This is a genomic window from Actinoallomurus sp. CA-142502 (assembly GCF_050936355.1).
In the GTDB taxonomy this organism is placed as follows: domain Bacteria; phylum Actinomycetota; class Actinomycetes; order Streptosporangiales; family Streptosporangiaceae; genus Actinoallomurus; species Actinoallomurus iriomotensis.
On the sequence record NZ_JBNJMY010000001.1, the window covers coordinates 6,379,648 to 6,401,142 of the forward strand.

The 21,495-nt window shown below is 69.8% G+C and carries 1 protein-coding gene; it reads right to left on the reverse strand.

Annotated elements, in window-relative coordinates:
• Positions 1–90: 90 nt before the first annotated feature.
• Positions 91–21,492, reverse strand: coding sequence for a hypothetical protein (locus ACQEV1_RS30245; RefSeq protein ID WP_433397896.1), 21,402 nt, complete (start codon positions 21,490–21,492; stop codon positions 91–93).
• Between the last annotated feature and the right edge of the window lie 3 nt (positions 21,493–21,495).

Here is a 21,495-nt window from a genome sequence, read left to right on the forward strand (position 1 = left end):
TCTCGGCGATCGACGAGGCGAACCTGTACGCAGGAGAAATACCCCGCCGTTCCGCTCCGGCTCGGCTTCCGCCACACCGTCAGGTCCATTTCAACCCGGCCAGATACGGACCTGAGCAATGGCGACCTCTACACAGAACTGGTCGCTGTGGGAGGACTTCTTCCAGGCGCGATCCTCGTCCGAGGAGATGGCCTCGTGCTCGCCAGGCGAGCCGCTCAACACCTGGTAGATGTTCTCGGCGATGCCGCCGGACGTCTCAGGGTCTGGCGGTGCCGGCGTCTCCTGAGCATGGCGCTGCGCGTTGCCGGTCCGTTCGGACAGCGCCCTTTGGAGTCGCTGGACGGTGGGGTCGTCGGCGATGACCTGCCGCAGCGCCTCAGGAGAAAGATTCTGGGCGGCGGCCTCGGTCTCGATCTCCGCCTTGCGGTCGGCCAGGAGCCTCCGAAGTCCGGGGATCATCGAGCCGGACACGTCCGCCCTCATCACCTGCACGTCGCCCGGGGCAAGCTCGGAATGCGGGGTGGCCGGCGATGAGGGGTCGGATCCTCGCCCGAGGAAGTCGGTGAGGGAGGCGTGGAGCCCCTGGAAGAACCCGAAAACGGCATGGTCGGGATCCAGCTGCCGCAGCCCATCGGACGGGTCGAGGACCATCCCGTCCGGACCCAGCTCAAGCGAGCGCACCATCGTGTCCACCGGCTGGGCCGCGGGCCGGCCGGACGGATACTCGACCCACGTGACCTGACCGTCCAGATTCGCCGCCACCAGACGGTCACCGGCGGCATGCGGGGCGATGACAAGTGAGATCGAACCCGGGCCCGCCTCGATGAGAGCGTCTTCCAGGAATTCGACGGACGGGGCACCCGAATCATCACGCCGCACGCCATACGCCGATTCGACCAGGGGCGCCAGCGCAATCTGCTCGTCAACGGACCGGTGGCCGACCATCTCCTCGGGAGTACTGGGACCGGAGTCGGCCGGCTGGCTCGCCGGCGCCGTCACCAGGCGCTGGCCGGACCCGGTGAGCAGGCGCGGACGGGTGGAGGACTCCAGCCCGCGCAGGTAAGTGATCACGCCATCGGCCACCTTTAGCGCCGAGCCCGCTCCCTCCTCGGTGTCCTCATCCTCCGCGAGGTCAGGCACGAGGTCATACAGACCATCGCGGATGGCAGACAGGTCGACCGCGAGTCTCTCAGCCGGTGAGTGGTCACCGCGGAGCAAGGCGAACGTCGCGCCCACGATCCGATCCACCCGCTCCTCCGTGATGACCGCGGGCCTGCCCGCCTCGCCCTGCAGGACGGGGTCCAGCTTCCACGCGTTGTCCAGCACGTAGTCGATCCCCTGCACCCATGCGATCCCCTGGTCGATCGCGTCCTGGAACCTGGTCAGGTCCTCGAACGTAGCGGCGGCCGCCAGGCGATCCGCGTCGGTAATCGCTGCCGTCTTGAGCGCGAGAGCCTCCGTGTACCTGCGCTTCGCCATCGACTCGACCATCGCGTAATGCCGCTTCAGGTCCTCCAACGTCTGACGACGGGGCTCGACACCGCCGAGGTTGCGCAACTCGACCAGAACGAGCGGCAATTGCAGACGGCCGTCGTTGGTGTCCGGCTTATCGAAGTGGGTGCGCACGCCGAGCGCCTGGTTCTGGTTGATTTCCTCCATGTCCGGCGCCAACGCCGTGTCCAGATAGTCGCCGAGGTCGTAGTCGCCCTCGCTGTCCCAAAGCCTGTATCCGCTGAGCGGCTCATCCTCACGCTCGAGATTGCGGTATTGCAGCATTCGGAGGAGCGCATCCTCGATACGCTCATCATTGCCATCCAGGAATTCCCTGACCGGCTCCGGCAGCGTCTCCAGAATACCGGCCAGCGAAATACGCGACACCGCCGCCGCACGCGACCTTATCCCCAAATACCGGCTCGGCTCGCCGTGCACGATCGGGGCGATCTGGGCATACACCAGCGCCATGTAGCCGCGCACTGCGCTGACATCCTCACGCCGGGCGAACAGGTGCACCGCGTAGGAAGGGATCTCGTAACCCTCGTATTCGGGCAGCGTCTCGGCATACATGGCGGCGATCTCGTTACCGAACTGCAGGCCGTCCGCGAGATGGGCCCGCGCCGCCTCCTGTGGAGCCGTGTGATCACGGGCCTCACTCAGGAACTCATGCATCCGGGTGATCGGAACACCCGCGGTGAAATGGAAGGGAAGGCCGAGCCTGAGGCCGCTGGGACCAGAGGAGACATGGGCGCCCCTGGCATCGGGCGAGTACTCGAACAGGTCTTCGGGGAAGATCTCCTCAATGGCAATTCTCTCCCCCTCGGCCCTACCCTCGGCCTGTTCCAGGCCGTGGTACACCCGTTCGACCGTCGCGAGGACGTCTTCGCCGATCACCCGGCCTTCTCCGTCGCCGGGAACAGCCGTTGTGATGGGTGCGGTGACGATCTCCAGGACGTTCGCGCGGTACTGCTCGACCAGCCCCAGCCCGCTCTCTGTCAGCTCCTGATTGATCTGCCCCATCCCGTACGCTGCCAGCGCCTGATTGATCTGCTCCAACTCCGCAGTCAGGTTACGCGGCACCTGGTTGAGCTGGACGGACAAGGTCCCGTTCCGCGCCTCGATCCGGAACCCCGACCTGTCCGCGCCCTCTCGAAGCTCGACCTCAGAGGAGAACTTGGCCTCGAACCCGAGCGCACCGCCCCTCGGCCGGTCCGCGATCCCCCTGGTCCCCTGGGCCGGCGCCGCCTGCGGGTCGCCGTCCCCGGTGTCCGAGGACGCGGCCCGCGTGTTCGACGGGGCGTCCTCCGAAGCGACGTCCTCCGGTGAGGGCCGGTCGTACGCGCCGCCGGTCTCATCCCCCTCCCTGGTGCTTCCGGACTCGGCCGGTCCGCTCTCGTGCCTGTCGGCGAGCCTCTGGACGTCGGCGATCCTTCGCTGCATCTCCTCGATCCACTGCTGCCGTCGCAGGTTGGATCGGCCGGTCCGGACCGCGTTGACGAGAGCCGAGGCACGGGCGAAGACGGCGTTGTACTCTCGCCGACTCTCCGCGTTCACGGCCGTCCTCCAGAAGGCGGTCACGGCTGCCATCAAACGGTCGTTCGCCGACGCGATGTCCTGAGGCGACGGGTAGTCGTGCGCCCGCCACGACTCGTCGGCTCCGTCTTCGGACGGGTCCCGGTCAGGCTCCTCGGCACCGGTGTCGCCCGACGCGGCCCGCCGGTCCCGGCGCCTCTGGGTGAGCCTCTCGAGCTCAGCTGCCCGCTGCCCCACCTCACGGAGCCACTGCGTGCGTCCCAGGGTCGACGTACCGGCCCGTGCCTGGTCCACGAGAGCCACGGCGCTCTCGATGGCATCCTGGTACGCCTGCCCGTCCGTCTCGTCGAGGTCCGTGTCCCCGGCCGCCTCCCAGAAGGCGTTCCCGGCCTCGGTCAACCGGTCGTGCGCCGCGTCGACGTCCTCCGGCAGCAGGTGATCGCCGCGTCCGGCCGTATCCTCGGCTCCCGGATCCGGGTCCCCCGTCTCCTCGTCGCCCAGGTCCTCGTCCCCTGGCAGGTCCTGCTGGGCCTCGTCGAACGCCTCCATGTCGCTGACGGCGGCACGGCTGGTGGACGCGGCCTGCCCGCCCGGCTCGGCGATCACATAGGTCAGTCGCCGGCGGAGCAACTCCCCGAGCGAGCGGTGAGGGTCGGCGACCCGGTAAAGGTAGCTGATGGACCCGTCCGGCTGGACGACGCCGGCTCCGGTGATGCCGAGGCCGGAGAACCAGACGTACGTGCCGGTCCGCATGGTCTCCGGCAGCTGGCGGGTGACCCGGGCGTTCCGCCCGGTCTGCGTCCGAAGCGTCGTGGCGACCCAGTCGGGCATCGGGTCGGGGTCGTTCGGGCCCCGGGACACCAGCGACGTCCTGAGGGCTGCCAGCGCCGTGGTGAGACCAGGGTCGACCGCGATGTCACGGATCGCGTCCTCGGCCGGCCGGCCGTGGGTGAGCCAGAGGTACGCCGACAGCTCCTGCAGGCGCTGGGTGGCCTCTCGGACCGTGCCCGCCACATCCTGAATCGTGTCGATCCGCCGTTGTGTGCGCAGGTGCGGGGGGTGGTCCTGGTACGGGTCACGCGTGGCGAGTTCGACCTGCGTACGGCCCACCTCCGCGACGGCGTCGAGGTCGATCGCGGTCATGTCCCTCGCGTGCCCCGGCAGATCCCGCCAGGCGTCCTCCAAGGCGCTCAGGTCGCGTTCGAAGTCCGCTTCCGCCTCGGCGAGCGCGACCTGCGCCCGGCTGCGGGCCTCCTCGACCGTCGATGCCTCCCGCGGACTGAAGTCGTGCCACGGGAAGGACGGGAGCCCGCCGTGGATCGACTCGATGCCGCGGAAGTGCTCACCGTCGCGGATGAAGTAGATCCGCGGCCCGCCGGGCGGTCCCAGGTCGATGTTCGGCTGCCCGTACTGGACCAGGGTCAGGGGCAGGCCCAGCTCACTCGCGGCCAGCGTCGCGGATTGCTCGGCCACGAAGTGACGGTAATCGCCCATTTCCAGGAGCTGGTTCATCAGCTCCGTCCTCCAGGCGCCCACCGCGACGCCCTCGGGCACGAAATGCTCGGCGTACCGGGTCCGGAGCTCCTCCCCGCGCTCCGCCAGTGCCAGGTCGATGCCCAGGCGATCGGCCAGGAACCGGCGCAATGCCCGTACGAACACCAACGATGGAGTATCGAGGTCAAGGCCGAGATACATGGCCAGGTACGAGGGGGCGATGACTCTCAGGCTGTTGTAGAGGCAGTTACCGTCCCCGGCGACGTCGACCTCCTTCATCTCGTGGATCCGGAGCAGCCGGTTGAACGTCTCACGGTCCGGCGCGTTCTCACCGGACAGCTCCGGCAGGGCCGGCCCGCCGACCATGCCTTCGTCCGCGGTGCTTCGGTGGACGGTGCCGGCGTCCGTAGCGCCTTCGTGTGCGGTGCCGGGTGCCCGCGTCGGCTCGGCCGGCGGCGCCGGCGTCTCCCGCGAGGTCCCCGTCTCGTCCAGGCCGGGCGAGGGCGACCGTGGCGCCGAGACGACGATGTCATCCGCGCCCTCGGTGACCTCCCGCACTTCAGGCGACGGCGACGGGGCACCGTGTGACCTCGTCTCGTCCGGGCCGGCGGGAGAGAACGGCGCGTCGGTGATCGCGCGACGCCCCTCACCGCCGGGAATCCGCGGCGGCTCGGGCGGCTGGAACGAGGAATCGTGCACCGGGCCGACGTCGAACCTCTCCTCCGCGCCCTCCGGTACGGCGATCACGAAGGTGTACGACGTCCGCGCGGTGATCGCGCGAAGCTGGGCCTCCGTCAGCACCTGGGTGTTCTGCTCGCCCAGGGTGTAGACGTGGACATAACCGCCCGACAGCACCTGCGCGGCCAGGGTCAGACCGCCTCCGGATCCCCAGATCAGCGTGCCCACGGCCAATCCGCCCGGCAGCGTCATGGCCGTCCAGATCGTGCCGAGGATGTGGTCTTCGATGAACTGGGCGACCCGGCTGGCCTCGGTCAGGCGCGGGTCCATCTCCAGGAAACTCGCCGCTCTGGGCAGGTCGAAGCCGAGTCCGACCACTTCCGCTGAGCCGACGATCTGGGTGAGCGTGATCTCCGGCTCCGGGTCGTACCCGTGGTTGAGGTTCGGGCTGAGGAGCCAGTACATCAGGGCGTACGGCCCCAGTGCTCCCAAACCACGCCAGTTACCCGCTCGCAGCCCGCCGATGCCGACACCGAAGCTGCGGCCGTTCTCCCGGCTTCTGTACAGGTGGGCCCGGGTGATCCGTAGCCCGAGCGGCACCTCCTCCGGCACGCGGTAGACGCGGGCCGGTAGGAGCGCCAGGGATTCCCTGCGGTCTGTCGCGGTCGGCGACGTGGGGGACGAAGGCTCCGGTCCCGTCAGGTCCTCGGCCTCCGCCGGCCGGGCGATCACGTACGTATGGGGGCCGGGGCCCGCCAGATGCAGCCCGCGCTCCCGGGTCTCGAAACTCCCCTGGTCGTGACCGGGCCCGAGATGCCGGTACAGCCCGTTCGCACGGACGTACATGGCACCGGTCCGCTCGCTCCCGCGATACCAGACCCAGGTGCCCGGCGGAAGCAGCACCGGCAGAGTGTGCGTCTCCTGGACGATACGTTCCGGGTCCATTTCGAGGAAGTACGCGCGGACCGCGTCCTCCGTTCGCCCGGTCGGCCTGACCAGGTCATAGAACCTTGCGGCCTCCACCGTGTGCGTTCGCAGCACCTCGGTCACCGTGGTCCCGGCCGCCGCGCCACCCTCCGTGACCCACATGAGGGGGGCGAACTCCCGGAACGAGCCCTCCAACCGCCAGCCGTCCTCGTCCAAGCCCGGTCCACTGACGCGGCGCTCGTTGGCGCCGCGTCGGTAGATGTGCGGGTCCGGTTCCGACAGGTCCACCTCGAACTGCATGACCTCCGGCTCGGACAGCGAGGAGGGCACCGATCCGGACACCGATCTGTCAGGAGACTCGGTCTCGTCGAACCGGCGGTCAAGCTCCGGGGCCGAGGCCCTCGGCCGGGCGACGACATAGGTGAACGGCCTCTGGGTCATGTGGTCCAGGTAACGGAGGCTCTGAAAACCCGTGACGTTAACGGCCGGGGCGTAGACGCTGAACCGGTCGCCGCCGAGTGCGATGGCGACGCCGGAGTTGCCGCCGCTGTGCACCCAGAGCCGGGTCCCGTACGGCAGGTGCTCCGGGAACTCCCGTACGTCCACGAAACGCAGGACGTTGTAGTCCAGGTCCTCGCGGAGGAAGTCATAGACCCGAAGGGACATCGACTGGTCGGGGTCCGTCCGCAGGAACCTCACCGCGTTGCCGATGTCCGAGATGACCTCGGCGACCGTGATGTAGTCGACCGTTTCTTCAGGGGTGAACCCGGTGAGCCGGAAGATCAGGGCGTAGTCCGCGAGCGGCCCCACCTCTTCCCAGTCGCCATCGCTCAGCCCGCCGAAACCGACACCGAAGGCGCCGCTCCGCCGGTTCTCGTACACGTACGCCTGGTCGAGCCGCAGTTCTTCCGGCACGGCGTGGAGAGGGAACACGATCGGTTGCACGACGGATTCCGCGATCACCAGGCGAGGCTCCCTGCCGAGCATGGTCCGCAGGTCCACTATCGTCATCTCCTGGACGGAGTCCCGCCCGACGATGTAGACGAGGGCTCGCCCGCCGGGCAGGACCTTGGCGCTTCCGGTCGTGTTGCGAACGCTGAACCAGAGCTGTGTGTCCACCGCCAGGTCGTCCGGCAGCTCGGACGCCATGCGGGGAATGTGCGTCGACGATCGGTCCATGGCCTGGAACGCCCGGAACTGAAGCCCCTGGGACCGGTCAAGGTTCGAGAAATAGTCGAGCGCGTGGGGCCAGCCGCGGCCGACGATGTCGAAGATCGTCACCGCCCGGTTCAGCCCGCCCATCTCGTGCCAGAGGATCGCCGCGTAGTCCGCCACCCGCTCCAGGCGCATCTCGCCGGCCGTGTGCCTCTCGTACGGAAGCAGGACGGCCTGGCCCTCTTCGTCGATGCGCAGGTACATGTCGGTGAGCGCGAGATCGTGACGAACGACCGGTGGGCGGACCACCGCGGAGAGCCGCCTCATCGGTGCGACGGTGCCCGGCCGCCGCTGGGAGATCTCCCGCCTCGGTCCCCAAGGGTCCGACGGAGCGGCGAAGTCGTCCTCGGAGGGGGACGTCCGGATGTCCGGGCTGGACGGCCGCCAGCCGGCCCGGCGGGCCAGTGGGCCGGGCCGGGTACGCGGGTCGCTCGCCTGGACCATGCCGACCAGATCCGTGCGGAACCGCCGGAAGAACTCCGTGCCGAGGTCCAGCTCCGGCAGCTCGGCGGCACGGCGCACGCCCCCGTCCGGAGCACGGGTGAGCACGCTCCCGTCACCGGACAGATCAAGTGAGCTCGCGATCCGCGCCGGCCGGACCACGGCCCGGCCCGACGGGTATTCGTGCCACGTGACCTCGTCCTCGTCGGCCACCGCGACCCGAACGCCGTTTCCGCGGGGGAGCGTGACGAGTGAGACGGAGCCCATGCCGGCGTCGAGGAGCTCCGTCTCCAGCTGCTCGGCCGACCGAGGTGTGAATTCACCCCAGGTCCGGCGCGCCTCGCCCAGCCGCGTCGTCTGGACCAGGTGCAGCGGATCCATCATCCGGTTGAGCCGGGCGTCGATCGACACGAGGGTGGCGGCGCGCCAGCGCCGCGGGCCCTGGGCGTCCGCGCGGCCGAGCCCCCGCAGACTCTCGTAGAGCTCGTGCGCCTCGTCCATCGGCGTCGTGTCGCCCGCGGGCGTCCTTTCGCCCAGGAGGAACTCGGACAATTCGGCGGGCGCGGCGGGCAGGCCCGGTCCGTGGTCCGCACTGGACCACTCCGTCAGCCGATCCGTCCACGACTGGCGCCGGGCCACCTCACCGCGCCAGAACTCGCGGACGTCGAACGCCCGGCGCACCAGGCCGGAGAGCGTGGGGTGGGGGGTGTCCCGGTCTTCCCGGCGCACCGGAGGTGGGCCGTCCAGTGCGTCCAGGTCGGCCCGGCGGACGGCGACCTCCGCGGCGACGGCCTGTTCGAACGTCTGCTGGTTCGCCATCGCCGTCAGATAGAGCCGGCCCAGCTCGGCGCTGGTGAGCCCGAACGCGCGGGCCTCGTCGCGGTAGTGCTGCGACAGCAGCCCGTTGTCGTGGGCGAGAGCCGCGTTGAACGTACGGTCGCGCTGGCCGTCATGGACGTGCAGCCTCGGCGGCTCGCCGTCGTAGAAATAACGGGACGGGTCGAATGCGTGCACCGCGCCGCTGGGCGTGATCCACCGTTGCCGCAGCGTGCCGTCGGGTCGGTGGATGTCGACGCGCACGTGCGTCTCCAGCGCGTGCGCCACGTCACGGGCGAGGTACACGGGGTCCTGGCCGAGCACCGAGGCCGCATCCGACATCGGCGGCAGGGTGCCCAGCGGGTTGTCGGCGCGCATGGCGTACATCGTCTGGACGACGCGGATCAGCTCGTCGACCTCGGCCGCCGAGTGCCGGGTCGGGCTCATGTACCGTCCGCCCGGCTTGGCCCGCTCCCACTGCTCACGCGGCCGGTTCCCATGAAGCCGCTGCTCGTACTGCTCGTACTCGTCCCGGCGGCGGGCACTGTCCCAGACCACCGACCGCAGGTCGTGGCGGCCGAGCCGCGCCGTCATGTCGAGCCCCGGGGCCATCGTCTCCACGGCCCACGGCAGAAGCGCCCGGTACGTCGCGTCGGTGAGGGCGGCCTCCTCGGCCCGGATCACGATCGGCCGGTCGGCGCCGACCCGCTCGCGGATGTCCCGCGCCACGCTCTGGTACGCCCGCTGTGCGTCATAACGGTCCCTCGCCGCGTCGGTCAGCAGCGTGGCCAGATCGAACGACGGTGCGTCGTCCATGGCCGGCCAGGGTTCCGTCTCCAGCGGGTCGTCGGCCATCCTCTCTTCGAGCTGCGCGCGCAGCTCGTCGACCTCGGCCTGGAACAGCTCGGCGTACACGTCGCCGGTGATCGGATCGCTGCGGTAGACGCCCTTCGCCTTCGGCTCGCGGAAGAGGCTGTACTCGAACTTGCGTGCGCTCAGCCGGCCACGGAACCGAAGGCGGACGAGGAAGACCGGGCCCTGTTCCTTCGCGTGCTGTTCCCGGCGGTAGTTCTCGGTACCGGAGCTGTTCTGGTTCATCGAGGTGACACGGCTGCCGGAGTTCCCCACGTCCCAGGTACGCGGCACCTCCGGACTCCCCCCGAGCTGGCCGTGGACGTCCACGTTGTAGTCGCCCTCGAGTCGCACCTGGTTGGTGCTCGCGAACGTCGAGGTGCCGCTCTGGTGTTTGCTGTAACGCCCGGTACCCGTGCCCGCCTTGATGGGAGCGATCACCTCGAGGTCGTACAGTGCGCCCTTGAGCTCGATGTCGGCCCGCGTGTTCGAGGAGCCGGGCATCACCAAACCCTTCGCCACCGTGTAGGTGTCGCCGCCCGTCGCCTCCTGGAGATGGTTGGTCAGGTGCAGACGAGAGGTCAGCACCGGGAGCGACAGACTCGAGCGGGTGCGGGGATCGCCGGCCTTCTCCCCGAACATCCTCTCGACCACGCTGGGCTCGAACACCCTCGTGAGCATCTTCCGTGCGATCGGCAACGTGTCGTCCAGCAAGGTGCCTGCGATGAAGGCGTTGCCCGGCAGCTTCGGCAACGGCACGAGGTTGCGGTGGTTCGACGGGCCGTGCGACACGCCGGCCTCGGCGATCCCGCGCGGCACCTGCAACACGAGCTTCCCGGTCACCGTGCGGGTCTCGGTCCTGCCGTGTTGGGTGAAGCCGCCGAACACGTCCAGCATCCAGTTGTTCAGCGGACGGCCCGACATCTTCAGCCGCCGCACCCTCGCCGTCATCTCGTCTCTGAAGATGGTGAGGTAGTGCCCCGACCAGTCGTAGACGGTCTGTTCCGTGACGCCCTGCTCCGCGCGGGTGGTCCCCCGGTTGTGCGCCTCGGCGACCTTCAGCCCCCCGCCGGCCGACCCGGTGGTCGACTGCGCGCCGCCGACGTTGAGCTTCGCGAAGGTCATCGCCTGCGCGGAGTTGCGGGACTTCGCCACCGACGCGCTGTAGTAACCGTGGGAATAGACCTCGATGCCGGTGTTCGCGACGAACTCCTCGACCTTCGGCTGCGAGGTGAGGACGCTGGACAGATTGATCTCCACCACGTCCGCCAGCAGCCAGCCGACCGGATTGACCAGATAGAACGAGAAGCCGTTTGGGGAGAGCAGCTCTTCGAACAGGCCGATGTCCCGCCCTTTCGCCAGCATCGCCTGGAGCGCGTCGACGCCGCCGCGGGCCTCGCCGAGAAGCCTGCCGTCCCGGCTCCAGATCTGTGCTCCGGCGGCCAGCATGCCGGGTGCCACGCGTTCGATCAGGTCCCGGACGATCTCGTAGGTGGTCTGCCCGTTGTCATGCGTGTAAGTCTGGACGCCGGCGTGTCCCAGGATCCGGCCACCGGCATCATCGCGTCTGTAGAACTCCGGCAGCTTCATGTGCTGAAGCGGAACCTTCGGCTCCGGCAGCAGACCCCAGGGCCCCATCCCGAAATACTCGTTGAACAACTCGCGGTTACTGGCGTCCCGGACCGGCAGCCCGCCTTTGGAATGCAGCTCGTGCAGGAGGCGCGCCAGTTGCATGTGCTCGGCGGTCGGCGCGTGCATACCGACCCAGCCCACCAGGATCTGGACCACCATGTCGCCGCTCAACCTGAGCCGGCCGGCGCTCCAGTCCGCCATGGCCTCGCGCAGCCGCCCGATGTGAAGCTCCGCCTTGCCCATGACCCAGTCCCGCAGATCGCTGGGCGTCTCGATGTGGACGAACGGGTCCTGCGGCTCGTTCAGGCTCACGCCGGAATGCCGCGCGAAGGCGTCGTTGAACGCCTTGCGGGTGTCGCTGTCCATGACCGGTGACACGCTCTTCTGGTGCGTGTCCACCAGGACACGCGCGAAGCTGAGGATCTGCCCTGCGACCCTCTTGCGGGCTCCACGTTCGTTCATCCAGCGCGTCAGGATGCCGGCGACGACGTCGCTGCTCAGCACCAGGCCGTCTTCGACCGCGGCGGCCAGGCCGTTTCGCCAGCGGTCCAGGGCGTAGCCGAGCTGGTCGTCGGAGATCGGAACGTGGCGCTGCGCGTACCGTTTCAAGGCTTCGGGCTCCGAGAGCAGGAACCGCATCTCGCGCCCGTGCACCTGCCGATCGACACCGTGGGCCGACGCGGTCGGCCAGAGCTTCGTCTGTTTCTCCTGCCGGCCTCTCACCGTGAAGTCCACCCGGCCGCTGAACAGGTACGGGTGGTTGAAGTCGAGCTGGAGCCGTTCGATGCCGCCGGTGCGTCCGCTGGATCTCGACGTGTTCCACTGCCAGTGCCGGTTGATGTCGACCTCACCGCTCAGGCCGGCGTGCCCCGCGACACCGCCCACGGCGGGGTCCAGCTGGTCCCAGGTGAGCCCGACCGAGTTGTTGTCGGTGAGGCTGTTCTCCGCGAGCAGCAGCTTGATGTCACCTTTAACGAACTTCTCCCTTTTCGCACCGCTGAACTGCAAATCGCGGAGCTCACCGGAGATGTCCAGCCCGCCGAAGTCGTCGCGGAAGAGGCCGGTCTCGAACAGCCGGGTGGACGTGTACTCCCCCTGGAGGATCTCTCGCATGTGGGCCCGCAGCATGATCTGGCTGGTGAACGTGCTGATGGCCTGATCCGCCGAAGATGCCGGGCCCACGAGGTCCGGCAGCACGCGCCGCCCTGCCTCCCCCATGCCAGAGGTGTCGACGAAGTAGACCAGCGCCTGATCGAGGAGACCCTTCTCCGCCGGTCCGCTCATGAACGGCCCGCGTTCGTCGAGGGTCCCCAGCGCCAGCAGATTCACCACCGCCTGCTGGTTCGGCACCTGGACCGTCGCCGGGTCGCGGCGGCCCTTGCGGAACCGCCCCCGCGGCCCCCAGTGCTCGTACTCGAATCCGATCGTGTAGTCGCTGGTCAGCTTGAACTCATCGACGTCGCCGGGGAACTCCAGGAGTTCCGGGCGGTTGTTGAGGAAGCTCACCGTATCGGCGGCACCGACGGTCCGCTGGAACGTCAGGCCCATCGCGGCGCCCCTGAGGTACTTGTAGAAACCCCTGAGCGCCACGCCGACGGACAGGCTGCGAGCGTGGCTCGACCCCGCGCCGAAGGTGTCCATGCCCATCGCCAGGTTGACCGTGTGCAGCTCGTTGGTGGTACGGACGTACGCCGGATCGGCGCTCTGCGTGGCTTTGATCGTGATCTTGACCGCGTCGACGTCGAGGTCCGCGCCGGCGAAGCCGGTCCTCTTGCGGAGCGTGAAGGTCATCCCGTCCTGGTGGATCTGGTCGAAATGCGAGTCCAGCCCCTGGATGGAGACCAGCTTTCGCAGCAGTTCCCAGTTGTCCAGGCGGCTGAGCAGTCTGTTGCCGTGGCTGAGCTGATGATGACCCGCGAAGGGGTCGTCCGGGTCGGGCAGGAAGCCACGTGCGCCCACCTCGCGGGTAATCGCGGTCATGATGGCGTCCACGGTCTCGTCCGCCACCCTTACCAGGCCCATGCCGACGCCCTTGCCCGCCAGCACATGCTGGGGGGCCTGCTTCTGTGCCGGGTCCTGCGGACGGGGTCCGGTGTCCTTCACCGCATCCGGCACGTACGGCATCGTGTCGCCGGCCGGCGGGTTCTTCAACGCGCTCCGGTCGATGGGGAACCCGTATGCGAACGCCTCCTTCACCGGGATCCGTACGAGCGCGCTGCTGGTGACCCGGTTCGTCTGCCCCGGCACGCCCCGCCGGCCGTCGCGTACGTTCACCGTGGCCTGGAGCGAGAAGATGCTGTGGTAGGCGGCCGTGCGGCCCGTGTAACGCGGCACCATGACGTTCAGGCCGACGCGGTTGGCGGAGAGCGAGTCGGAGTTCGATGAGCTGTAGGACGCCGACAGGGAGACGTTGAGCCCCACCTCGGTCCCGACCGGCTGCGGCAGGGTGTCGAACTCCAGCGAGGGAAAGGAGAGGACGCTGGACTGGTTCAGGGTGTGGCTGCCGCTGGTCCCATCGATCGCCGTCCGGACGTCCTCCAGGTGCGACTTGTCGCTCATCGCGCCGACCGGTCGATCCATGGCGGCGCTACCCCAAACCGCTCGCCAGCCGCGAAGGTTCACGACCGCGATCGTTCGGCCCCTCGCGTCGGGCAGGCTGAACTCATAGCCGCGGTCCTCGTTGACCACGTCGTCCAGGTGGGTGTTCAGATTCCACAGCTTCTGCGCCAGCGCCTCACGGGTCACGTTGCCGGTCTCGAGCTTGAGTCCCTTCGCCGCCATCACCCGCAGGATCTCGTCGACCAGCTCCGGAATGTTGGTCATGCCGGAGGCGATGTAGTTCCGCGGCAGCCGGTTCAGCTTCTGGCGGACCTCGTCTCCGGTCGCGGTGACCGTGAGCGGCGCCGGTTCCTTCGTGTACGGGTCGGCCAGCCACAGCAACAAGGCCTCATTCCCCGACTCCGCGATGCGGGTGGCCGGGACCAGGCGCCACGGCCGCGGTGCCTCGCCCTGCTTCTGGTCGCGGACCTGGAAGGAGATGTTCACCTTCGGATAGGCGATGAGATGCGCCTGGATCCGGCTGTCCTCCACCTTTCCGCGCTCGGCGTCCGCGATATGGGTGTTGCTCAGGTTCGACTGGTTGGTGGTGCCGGAAAGCGCCGCGCCGATGCTCACGACGTTCAGGTGACTCCCCGGCACGCCGATGCCGAAGCTCGCCGCGATCCGTCCGCGCGTCGCACCGGCCTGCCCGCTCATCGTCTGCGTGTGCGCACCCGTCTGGAAGGACGAGCTGACGGTGTCGACGGTGGCGTGCTCGCCGTCTGGAGCCGGCAGCTTCGACGGCGCGAGGTAGGAGCCGGCCGGGTTGCGTTCGACCTTCTGCGGGTCCTGGGGGTCGAATGAGATCAGAAACTCCACCGGCCCGATCGGCACCACCAACCCGCTGGTGTTGCCGTCCTCGCTGGCGCCCAGAAGATAGGGGAAATTGGACAGCAACCGCTGGACCACATCGGACTTCTGCTTCGTCGAGAACGTCTGCCCGCGGGCGAACAGCGCGAACTCCATGCCGGCGAGCAGTTCGCGCATGTACGGCAGGCCGGCCCGGGGCACACCGATCGAACGCGCCATCTGATGGATCTCGGGGGCCGGCGTCATCACCGGCGCCCCGGGAGGCGGAGCGACGGGTGGTGCCCCGTCTTCCGGCAAGAACGTCCCGGAGTAGACGCCGCGTAGCGATGACCCTCCCGCATGCGACGTCGTCGACATGCCACCCAGCGCCGAACGTCCGAACTGCGAGGGTTCGGTCGACGGCGCCCGCACCTGTCCCTTCGGGTCCGTGATCACGATCTCCGGGATCGGCGTCGAGTCGGCCGGCCCGTCCTGGCGTTCGGGGCCGGCGGTCAGCGACGGGGCGATCGGCAGGCCCTCGGGACGGCCGGGCTCGTACAGCCGGTACGGCTTCTCCTCCAACTGTCCGTCCCGCCCGGGGCCGCTGAACGACAGCCGGGCCTGCTCCGGTTCGAACCGCATGGCGTCCGGAGCGGCGAGCACCGGCCCGCCGAACTCTCGTGCCAGCTCCCCCGCCACCTCTGCGGCGCCGGGAATCAGCAGGAACGGCTGCAGACCGGGAGCCTTCGCCGCGATGGTCGCGTGCAGCGTCTCCGCCGAGACCACCCGGTCGCCGACCATCACCTTGCCGTCGCGCTCCGCGCCCAGCACGAACACCGTCTGCGGTGGTGCCAGGACGCCCAGCTGCTCGATCGCGTCGAGGCCGATCCCGTGCTCGGGCGCCCCCGGCAGCCAGATCGCCACCGGACGCCCGCCGGCCGTGACCCCGAGCCGGGTATCGGCCAGCAGATCCTCGAAGGGAACGGGCTCCGCCTGATCGGACGGCGGCGCCGGAGCCGCCTGATCGGTGGTCGAGTCCGGCACCGTGGTCTCGGGCCGCTGGCCGGGAATGCCCTCCTCGGCATCCTCGGACCGCCGGTCCGGGGTGCTCTCCTCGGCCGGTGAGCCCGGCGTGGCCTCCGAGGGACCGGCCTTCTCTGCGCCGCCCTCATCCGTGTCGGCCGGGTCGTTCTCCTTGTCCAGGTGGGGCGGCTCGGTGGCGAGGCGCTCGGCCAGTTCCTCACCGGCCACGGGCCCGAGGCGCGCCATCTCGGCGGCGACCAGTTCCCGGGCCGTCTCCGCGTCCAGCTCGAGGCCCTCGCCCGAGTAGAAGACATCACCCCGGGCATCCACGACGTTCCTCGCCGCGTCCCTGAGCCCGTCGGCCGTGCCGCTGTACCGAAGCGCGAGCGTCGCACGGGCCCGGTTCAGGTCGAAGCGTGACGCGTCGGCGAACGCCGCCGTCCAGCTGGGCAGCGGGGAGTCCGTCTCCAGGCGGGGAAGACGAACGACGTCCCGCACGGCGTTCTCCGCGGCCCGATGCCCGGACCACGCGATCTCGTTCCCCGCCACCATCCAGAGGAGCCCGAGCCGCAGCGCGTGCCGGTCGTCGGGCCTCCTGGCGGGCGAAAAGCCCGTCAGGTGCGCGACGATCACCCGCGCCTCGTGCATGATGCGCGCGTACTGCTCCGGGGAGGAGCGCCGGACGAGCTCCAGTGCGACGACGGCCTCGGTCACCCGAGGGTCGTTGACGGCGAGGTGCGACAGGTCGGGGCGGAGAGTGAGGAACGGGTCGCGAAGGAGCGGGGCGAGCTCGCGCGCGAGCGCCTCGCCGGCCGCGAGGCCGTCCTGCGCGCCCGGCACGTCCCGCAGGGCCCGCCCGTCCTTGCCGTCCTGTGCCGTCCGCCCGTCCTGCGCCGTCTGCTCGTCGGGCGTCGTCCGCCCGTCCTTCGCGGCCCGCGCGTCCCGCGTGGCCCGCGCGTCCCGCGCGACCGCGGCGGCGACCAGGATCCCCACCCGGTCGAGCCGCGAAGGGGGATTCTCGCCGAGGTCGGGCTGGGCGGGCACCTTGCCGGTCAGGTCGCCGACGACCTGCTGCATCGCCTTCGTCGCGGACGCGAACTCCTCGTCGTTCAGCAGCCCGAGGGTGGTACGAGCGCGGTGGAGGTCGATGTCCGCCTCGATCTCCGCCGACACGACGCGGTCGCTGACCTGGACCTGTCCGGGCTCGTGCTCCCGGCCCAGAAGCGTCTCGACCAGCTCCACCCCGGCGGCGTGGCCGGAGTGGACAATCGTGTGCGCGACCTGTCCCCGTGTCCCGTCCGGCAGTGCCACGGGTGCGCCCTCGATCGCGGCGACGTGGGCGCTCACGTCCTCGATGATCGCCTGGGCCTCGCCGTCGACCTGCTCGTACTCGGACTCGGACAGCGTGGCGAGTTCGCCCCGCGCCCGTTCGACGGAGGTCCGGTCGAGTCCGGCGCGGGGAGCGGCTCGTTCGGTCGCGGCCGTCTCAGGTGTCGTCCGGTCGCTCTCGGGTGCCGGCGTCTCGGCGACCGTCTCGTCCGGGGAAGACTCCGTACGACCAGGGTCGCTGCCGGTGGCCTCGGCGGGGCTGTTCGCGCGCACGGCATCCGTGCGCGCCGGTCCGGCGCTCGCCTGAGACCGCTGGATCTCCGGCTTCGGCTGCTCGAGCAGCGTCACCGTCCCGTCGGCGCTCTTCGTCTCGGTGAGTCCGTCAGTGCTCGAATCCGAGCGTCCCCGATCGGCGGCCGGCTCGTCGTCGGTGCGTACGTCGTCGATGGTGACCGGATCGCGCCCGCTGCCCTTGCCCGTACGGCGCCGTGGGCCTGCCGGGCCGGCCTTGGTCCCCTCCGGGTCCTCCTGCCACGCGTTCCGGCGCTGGGCGGCGCTCTCGTGGTCGGTCTCGGACAGCCCCTCGATGCCCCTGCCCCGGAGCGGCCCCTGGGTACCTCGGTGCCACCCTCTGCCCAGCTTGCGGGCCTGTGGAGCCACCTCAGCCGGGCGCATCCGCCGCGTCAGCTTGGCGCCGCCCCGGCTCCGCCGGAGCTTGGCCTTGATGCGCGCGCGGTCGCTCTCGCTGAGTCCCTCGATCCCCTTGCCCTCGCCGGCGCCGAGCCTTCGGCCGGGGGTCCGCCACGGATCCGGCGACCCCGGCGTCTCCGCCGCCTTCGCCGCGAGCTCCGCCCGCCGCGCGTCCGCGATGGTCATGGGCACGCCGTTGAACCCGGGACCCAGATCCGTCGCGCGAGAACGGTCGGCCGGAACAGAGGCTCGGCCGGCCACCTCCGTCGCCGCTCTCCAGCGTTCCTTGGCGCGCTCGAGTTCGCTCTCGGCCCGCCCCGGTATCCCCGCACCGTCGCCGGTGCCGAGCCTCCGACCGGTGGACGGTGACGACGTACCGTCCTCGGCCGCCCCGCTCGCCGCCTCCGTACGCTCGCGGGCCGCCGCTGCCTCGTCCCGGCGTCTCTGGGCCGCCTCCCCGAGATCCTTACGTTCTTTCCGGGTCAGTCCCGTCCGGCCGGCCGTGGCCGGGCCCGTACTCGATGATCTGCTGATGCTGGAAAGCGCGTCCGAGCCCTCCGCCGGCGTGACCATCGGATCGGCCGTCTCCGCCGAGTCGCTCCGGGCCACCGTGCTCGCCGCTTCCTCCGAACGCCTGCGGGCCATCTCCTCCCGGCGGTTCTGAGCCGCCTTCCCGAGTTCCTTACGCTCGTCCCTGGACAGCTCCGACCGGCCGGTGGTCGACGTCGGTTCCGAGCCTTCGGCGGACGTGACGCTCGCGGAGCCAAAGGTCGTCGAATCGTCGTACGAGGGCATCGTCACGTCGCGGATCGGCTGGAACTTCAGGCCGAGACTCTGCAGGACCGTGGAGAGATCGATCACCTCGTCCGTGGTCGCGTCCCGCGAGATGACCTTGACGCCGCCGGGCCGACGGGCGTAATCGATCTTGGTTTCCGGCTTCAGCCGGAACGGCAGGAACCCGTCGCCGGCCTCCGGGCCGAACGGCTGCCGGCGGTCTCCGCGCCGTCGGCTCGACACACCGGTGGTGGTCAAGGAAGGGTCGAGGAGGGCGCGGGCGGCCATGCTCGGGGCCGGGGCGGGGGTGATGTCCCGGCCATCGCGGGTGATGACCACCGCGCGCGCGTCGGCCAGCGGATCGCGTCCGTCGGCGAAGCGCTCAAGCGTCTCCGCGACGGTGCGCCGGCCGGTGCCGTCCGGCGAGCTCGTGGCGGTGACCCGCCGGATCGTGAACTCGCCGGGGCTGGTCGGGTCCACCAGGACGACGCCGTCGTCGCTGGTGCGGTACAGCACCACGGCGTGGCCGACCTCGCCGGGCCGGCCGATCCGCACGAACGCCGCCGTGCCCAGGTCGCCGCGGGCGACCGTGCCGATCAGCGTGTCCCAGTCGCTGACCGCCGCCCACATCTCGTGCGGCAGTCCGAGGTCGAGGCGGAGGCCCCGCGCGCCGACCGTGATCTCGCCTTCCTCACGCGAGCGGCTCGTGCGGATCGGACCGGGGATCAGCCGGTGGCGCAGGTCCTCGACCATGGCCAGGCAGTACTGGCTCCACTCTTCCCCGGCCAGGGACTCCGAAGCCGACCGGCTCTCGGTCCTGTGGGCCTCGACCGCTGCCTGGCCGGCGGCCTCCGCCAGTCTCCGCCTCGCGGTGGCGGCGTACCTGGTCGAGGTCCCGTTGCGGAACGGGTTCGTCTCCTGCCCGTCGTTCCCGGCGGAGCTACGGCCGGGCGGCTTGGTTGCTGGGTTGCTCCTGGCGTCTTGGTGTGCGGTGTTCTGGTTCGTGATGTTCTGGTTCGTGGTGTTCTGGTTGGTAGTGCTCTGGTTCGTAGCCGAGCCGGCCCGCCCGGTGACCGCCGACTCCTTCGCCGGCGTCGTACGGTCCGGTGTTCTCGTGGGTGAGGTCTTGGGCGGGGTCGTGGCCGGCCGGGCGTCGTCGCGGCGCGGAGCATCGGAGGTGGCCGAGGTGTCGCGCGGCCGGTTCGCGGATCCGCGTGCCGCCGGGGTCTCGGTCGTGGAGCCGGTGGCCGGCGTGGTTCGGCCGTTCCGGGCGGGGTTCGGCCCGGAGGCGGACCGGGAGATGTCGGCACCCGCGGTCGCCTGCGTCTTCGCCGGCTCGGCCGGCCCGTTCGGCTTGCCGGGGTCCCGGCCGCCCGATCGGGTCGGCGTCGTCTCCGGCTGTACGGAGTCGCTGCCCGTACGGCTCGGTGAAGAGGACAGCGAGGTGGACGACGTGGTCCGGGGCGAACCCCCGCTCTTGGCCGGCGGACGCGAGTCCGGGGTGGTGGTCGACGGCGATGAACCCTGGCGTTGCCGGGAAGCAGCCGACGGGTCGGTCTCGGGGGTGGACCGCACCGCATCCTTGGGCGGCACCGCCGGACCGGTCTGCGAACCCGGACGCACCACATCCTTGGGCGGCACCGCCGGACCGGTCTGCGAACCCGGACGCACCACATCCTTGGGCGGCACCGCCGGACCGGTCTGCGAACCCGGACGCACCACATCCTTGGGCGGCACCGCCGGACCGGTCTGCGAACCCGGACGCACCCCATCGTCCCTGGTCGTGCCGGGTGCGCCGGCCCTTCCGGATGGTTCGGTCGCGGGTGTGGAGGCCGTACCCCGGCCATCGCTTCGACTGTCCGTCCCGTAGGCGGTCTCGCTGTCGGTCTGCTCGATGGACCCGAGAGTTGAGGTCCGGCTCGGGGGCACCGAGGCCGACGGCCCGTCGTTGTGTTTGTTGCCGCCACCGGGGGTGGTCGTGGCGGGGTCGACGAGCGTGGTCTGGGAGACCGAGTCCGGCACGGACGAGCCGGAGGGCAGCAGCGGCTGCGTGTCGTCGTCGGTCGGGTCGGGTTCGGCGTCGGTCTTGGGCTCATCGGGCAGTTGGGTGTAGCCGTGCGCTTCGGGGCGCGGGCCGGCCAGCTTGTGGCCAAGCCCATGACCGAGCGCGCTGGCCATCCCACCGGCCACGCCGGAGGTGAAGGAGAACGGGTTGAAGGAGAAACCCTGGCCGTTGGCCTGGTTCACCAGACCCTCGGTGATCGCCTCGTGCAGCCCCTCCTCGGTCACCTCGATCAGCACCGGTATCCCGATCTTGACCAGCCGCACCCGCAGCGGCTCGGGCACCGACTTGACCACCCCGTCGACGATCTTCTCCGAGACCTTGCCGGTGGCGTCCTTGCCCACCGCCGAAATCGGCGTGTGCTCCAGCTGCTCGTGCGCATTATTCACCGCCCGCACCACGAACGGATTCAGCTCAGCGAGCGAGATCTCTTTGCCCAGCAGCTTGGAGAACGCCTTCGTCACATACTTCGACACCTGATGCGCGATCAGCGAGAACGGGACCGTCAACGCCCCGCCCATCGCCCCGACCTCCACCGACATCAACGTCGAACGCGTATCCCATTTGCTGCGGGAGCCCTTGGCGAACTGAACCGTCTGGGTCAGCACATCCAGCGCCAGCTGGAACGCGATCCCGAACAGCTCCGCCATCGCGAACTGCAAAAGCAGCCGCCCCCACAACCGCTGCAGCAAGAACCGCACCACCACGAACCGGCCCGCCAGCCACACCAGGCTGGACCCCGCCGTGTAGTACGCCGCCGCGATCGCCCAGGCGATCTGGGCGATCAGCAGCACCAGCTCCTCGATCGAAATGATCTTGACGTACTCGACCTGCGTTCCTGCCTCGTCCAAGAACTGCTGCAAACCCTTGAACTGATCCGCCGCCTGCGGCAGGTAATACGGCGGTTCCGTGATATACGGACCCATCATCTCAGCGAACTTGATCGCCGACTTCCCCGAGAAATTCTCCCGGATGTCCTGCACCACCCGCAGCAGGTACGGACCGGCCTCATTCCGCATACGATCACTGGCGATGCCCCACGCCTCAGCGGCATGCCACAACGCGTCCTCGTCGACCGACGGCCACTTCTCTCCGGTCAGGACGAGAAACAACCCCCGGACGTTCTCGGGCACCTCCAGTCCCATGCG

What these genes read in the sequence shown, in the direction of transcription:
- ACQEV1_RS30245 (WP_433397896.1), bottom strand. Translation starts at nt 21,492, where the DNA reads ATGGGACTGGAGGTGCCCGAGAACGTCCGGGGGTTGTTTCTCGTCCTG.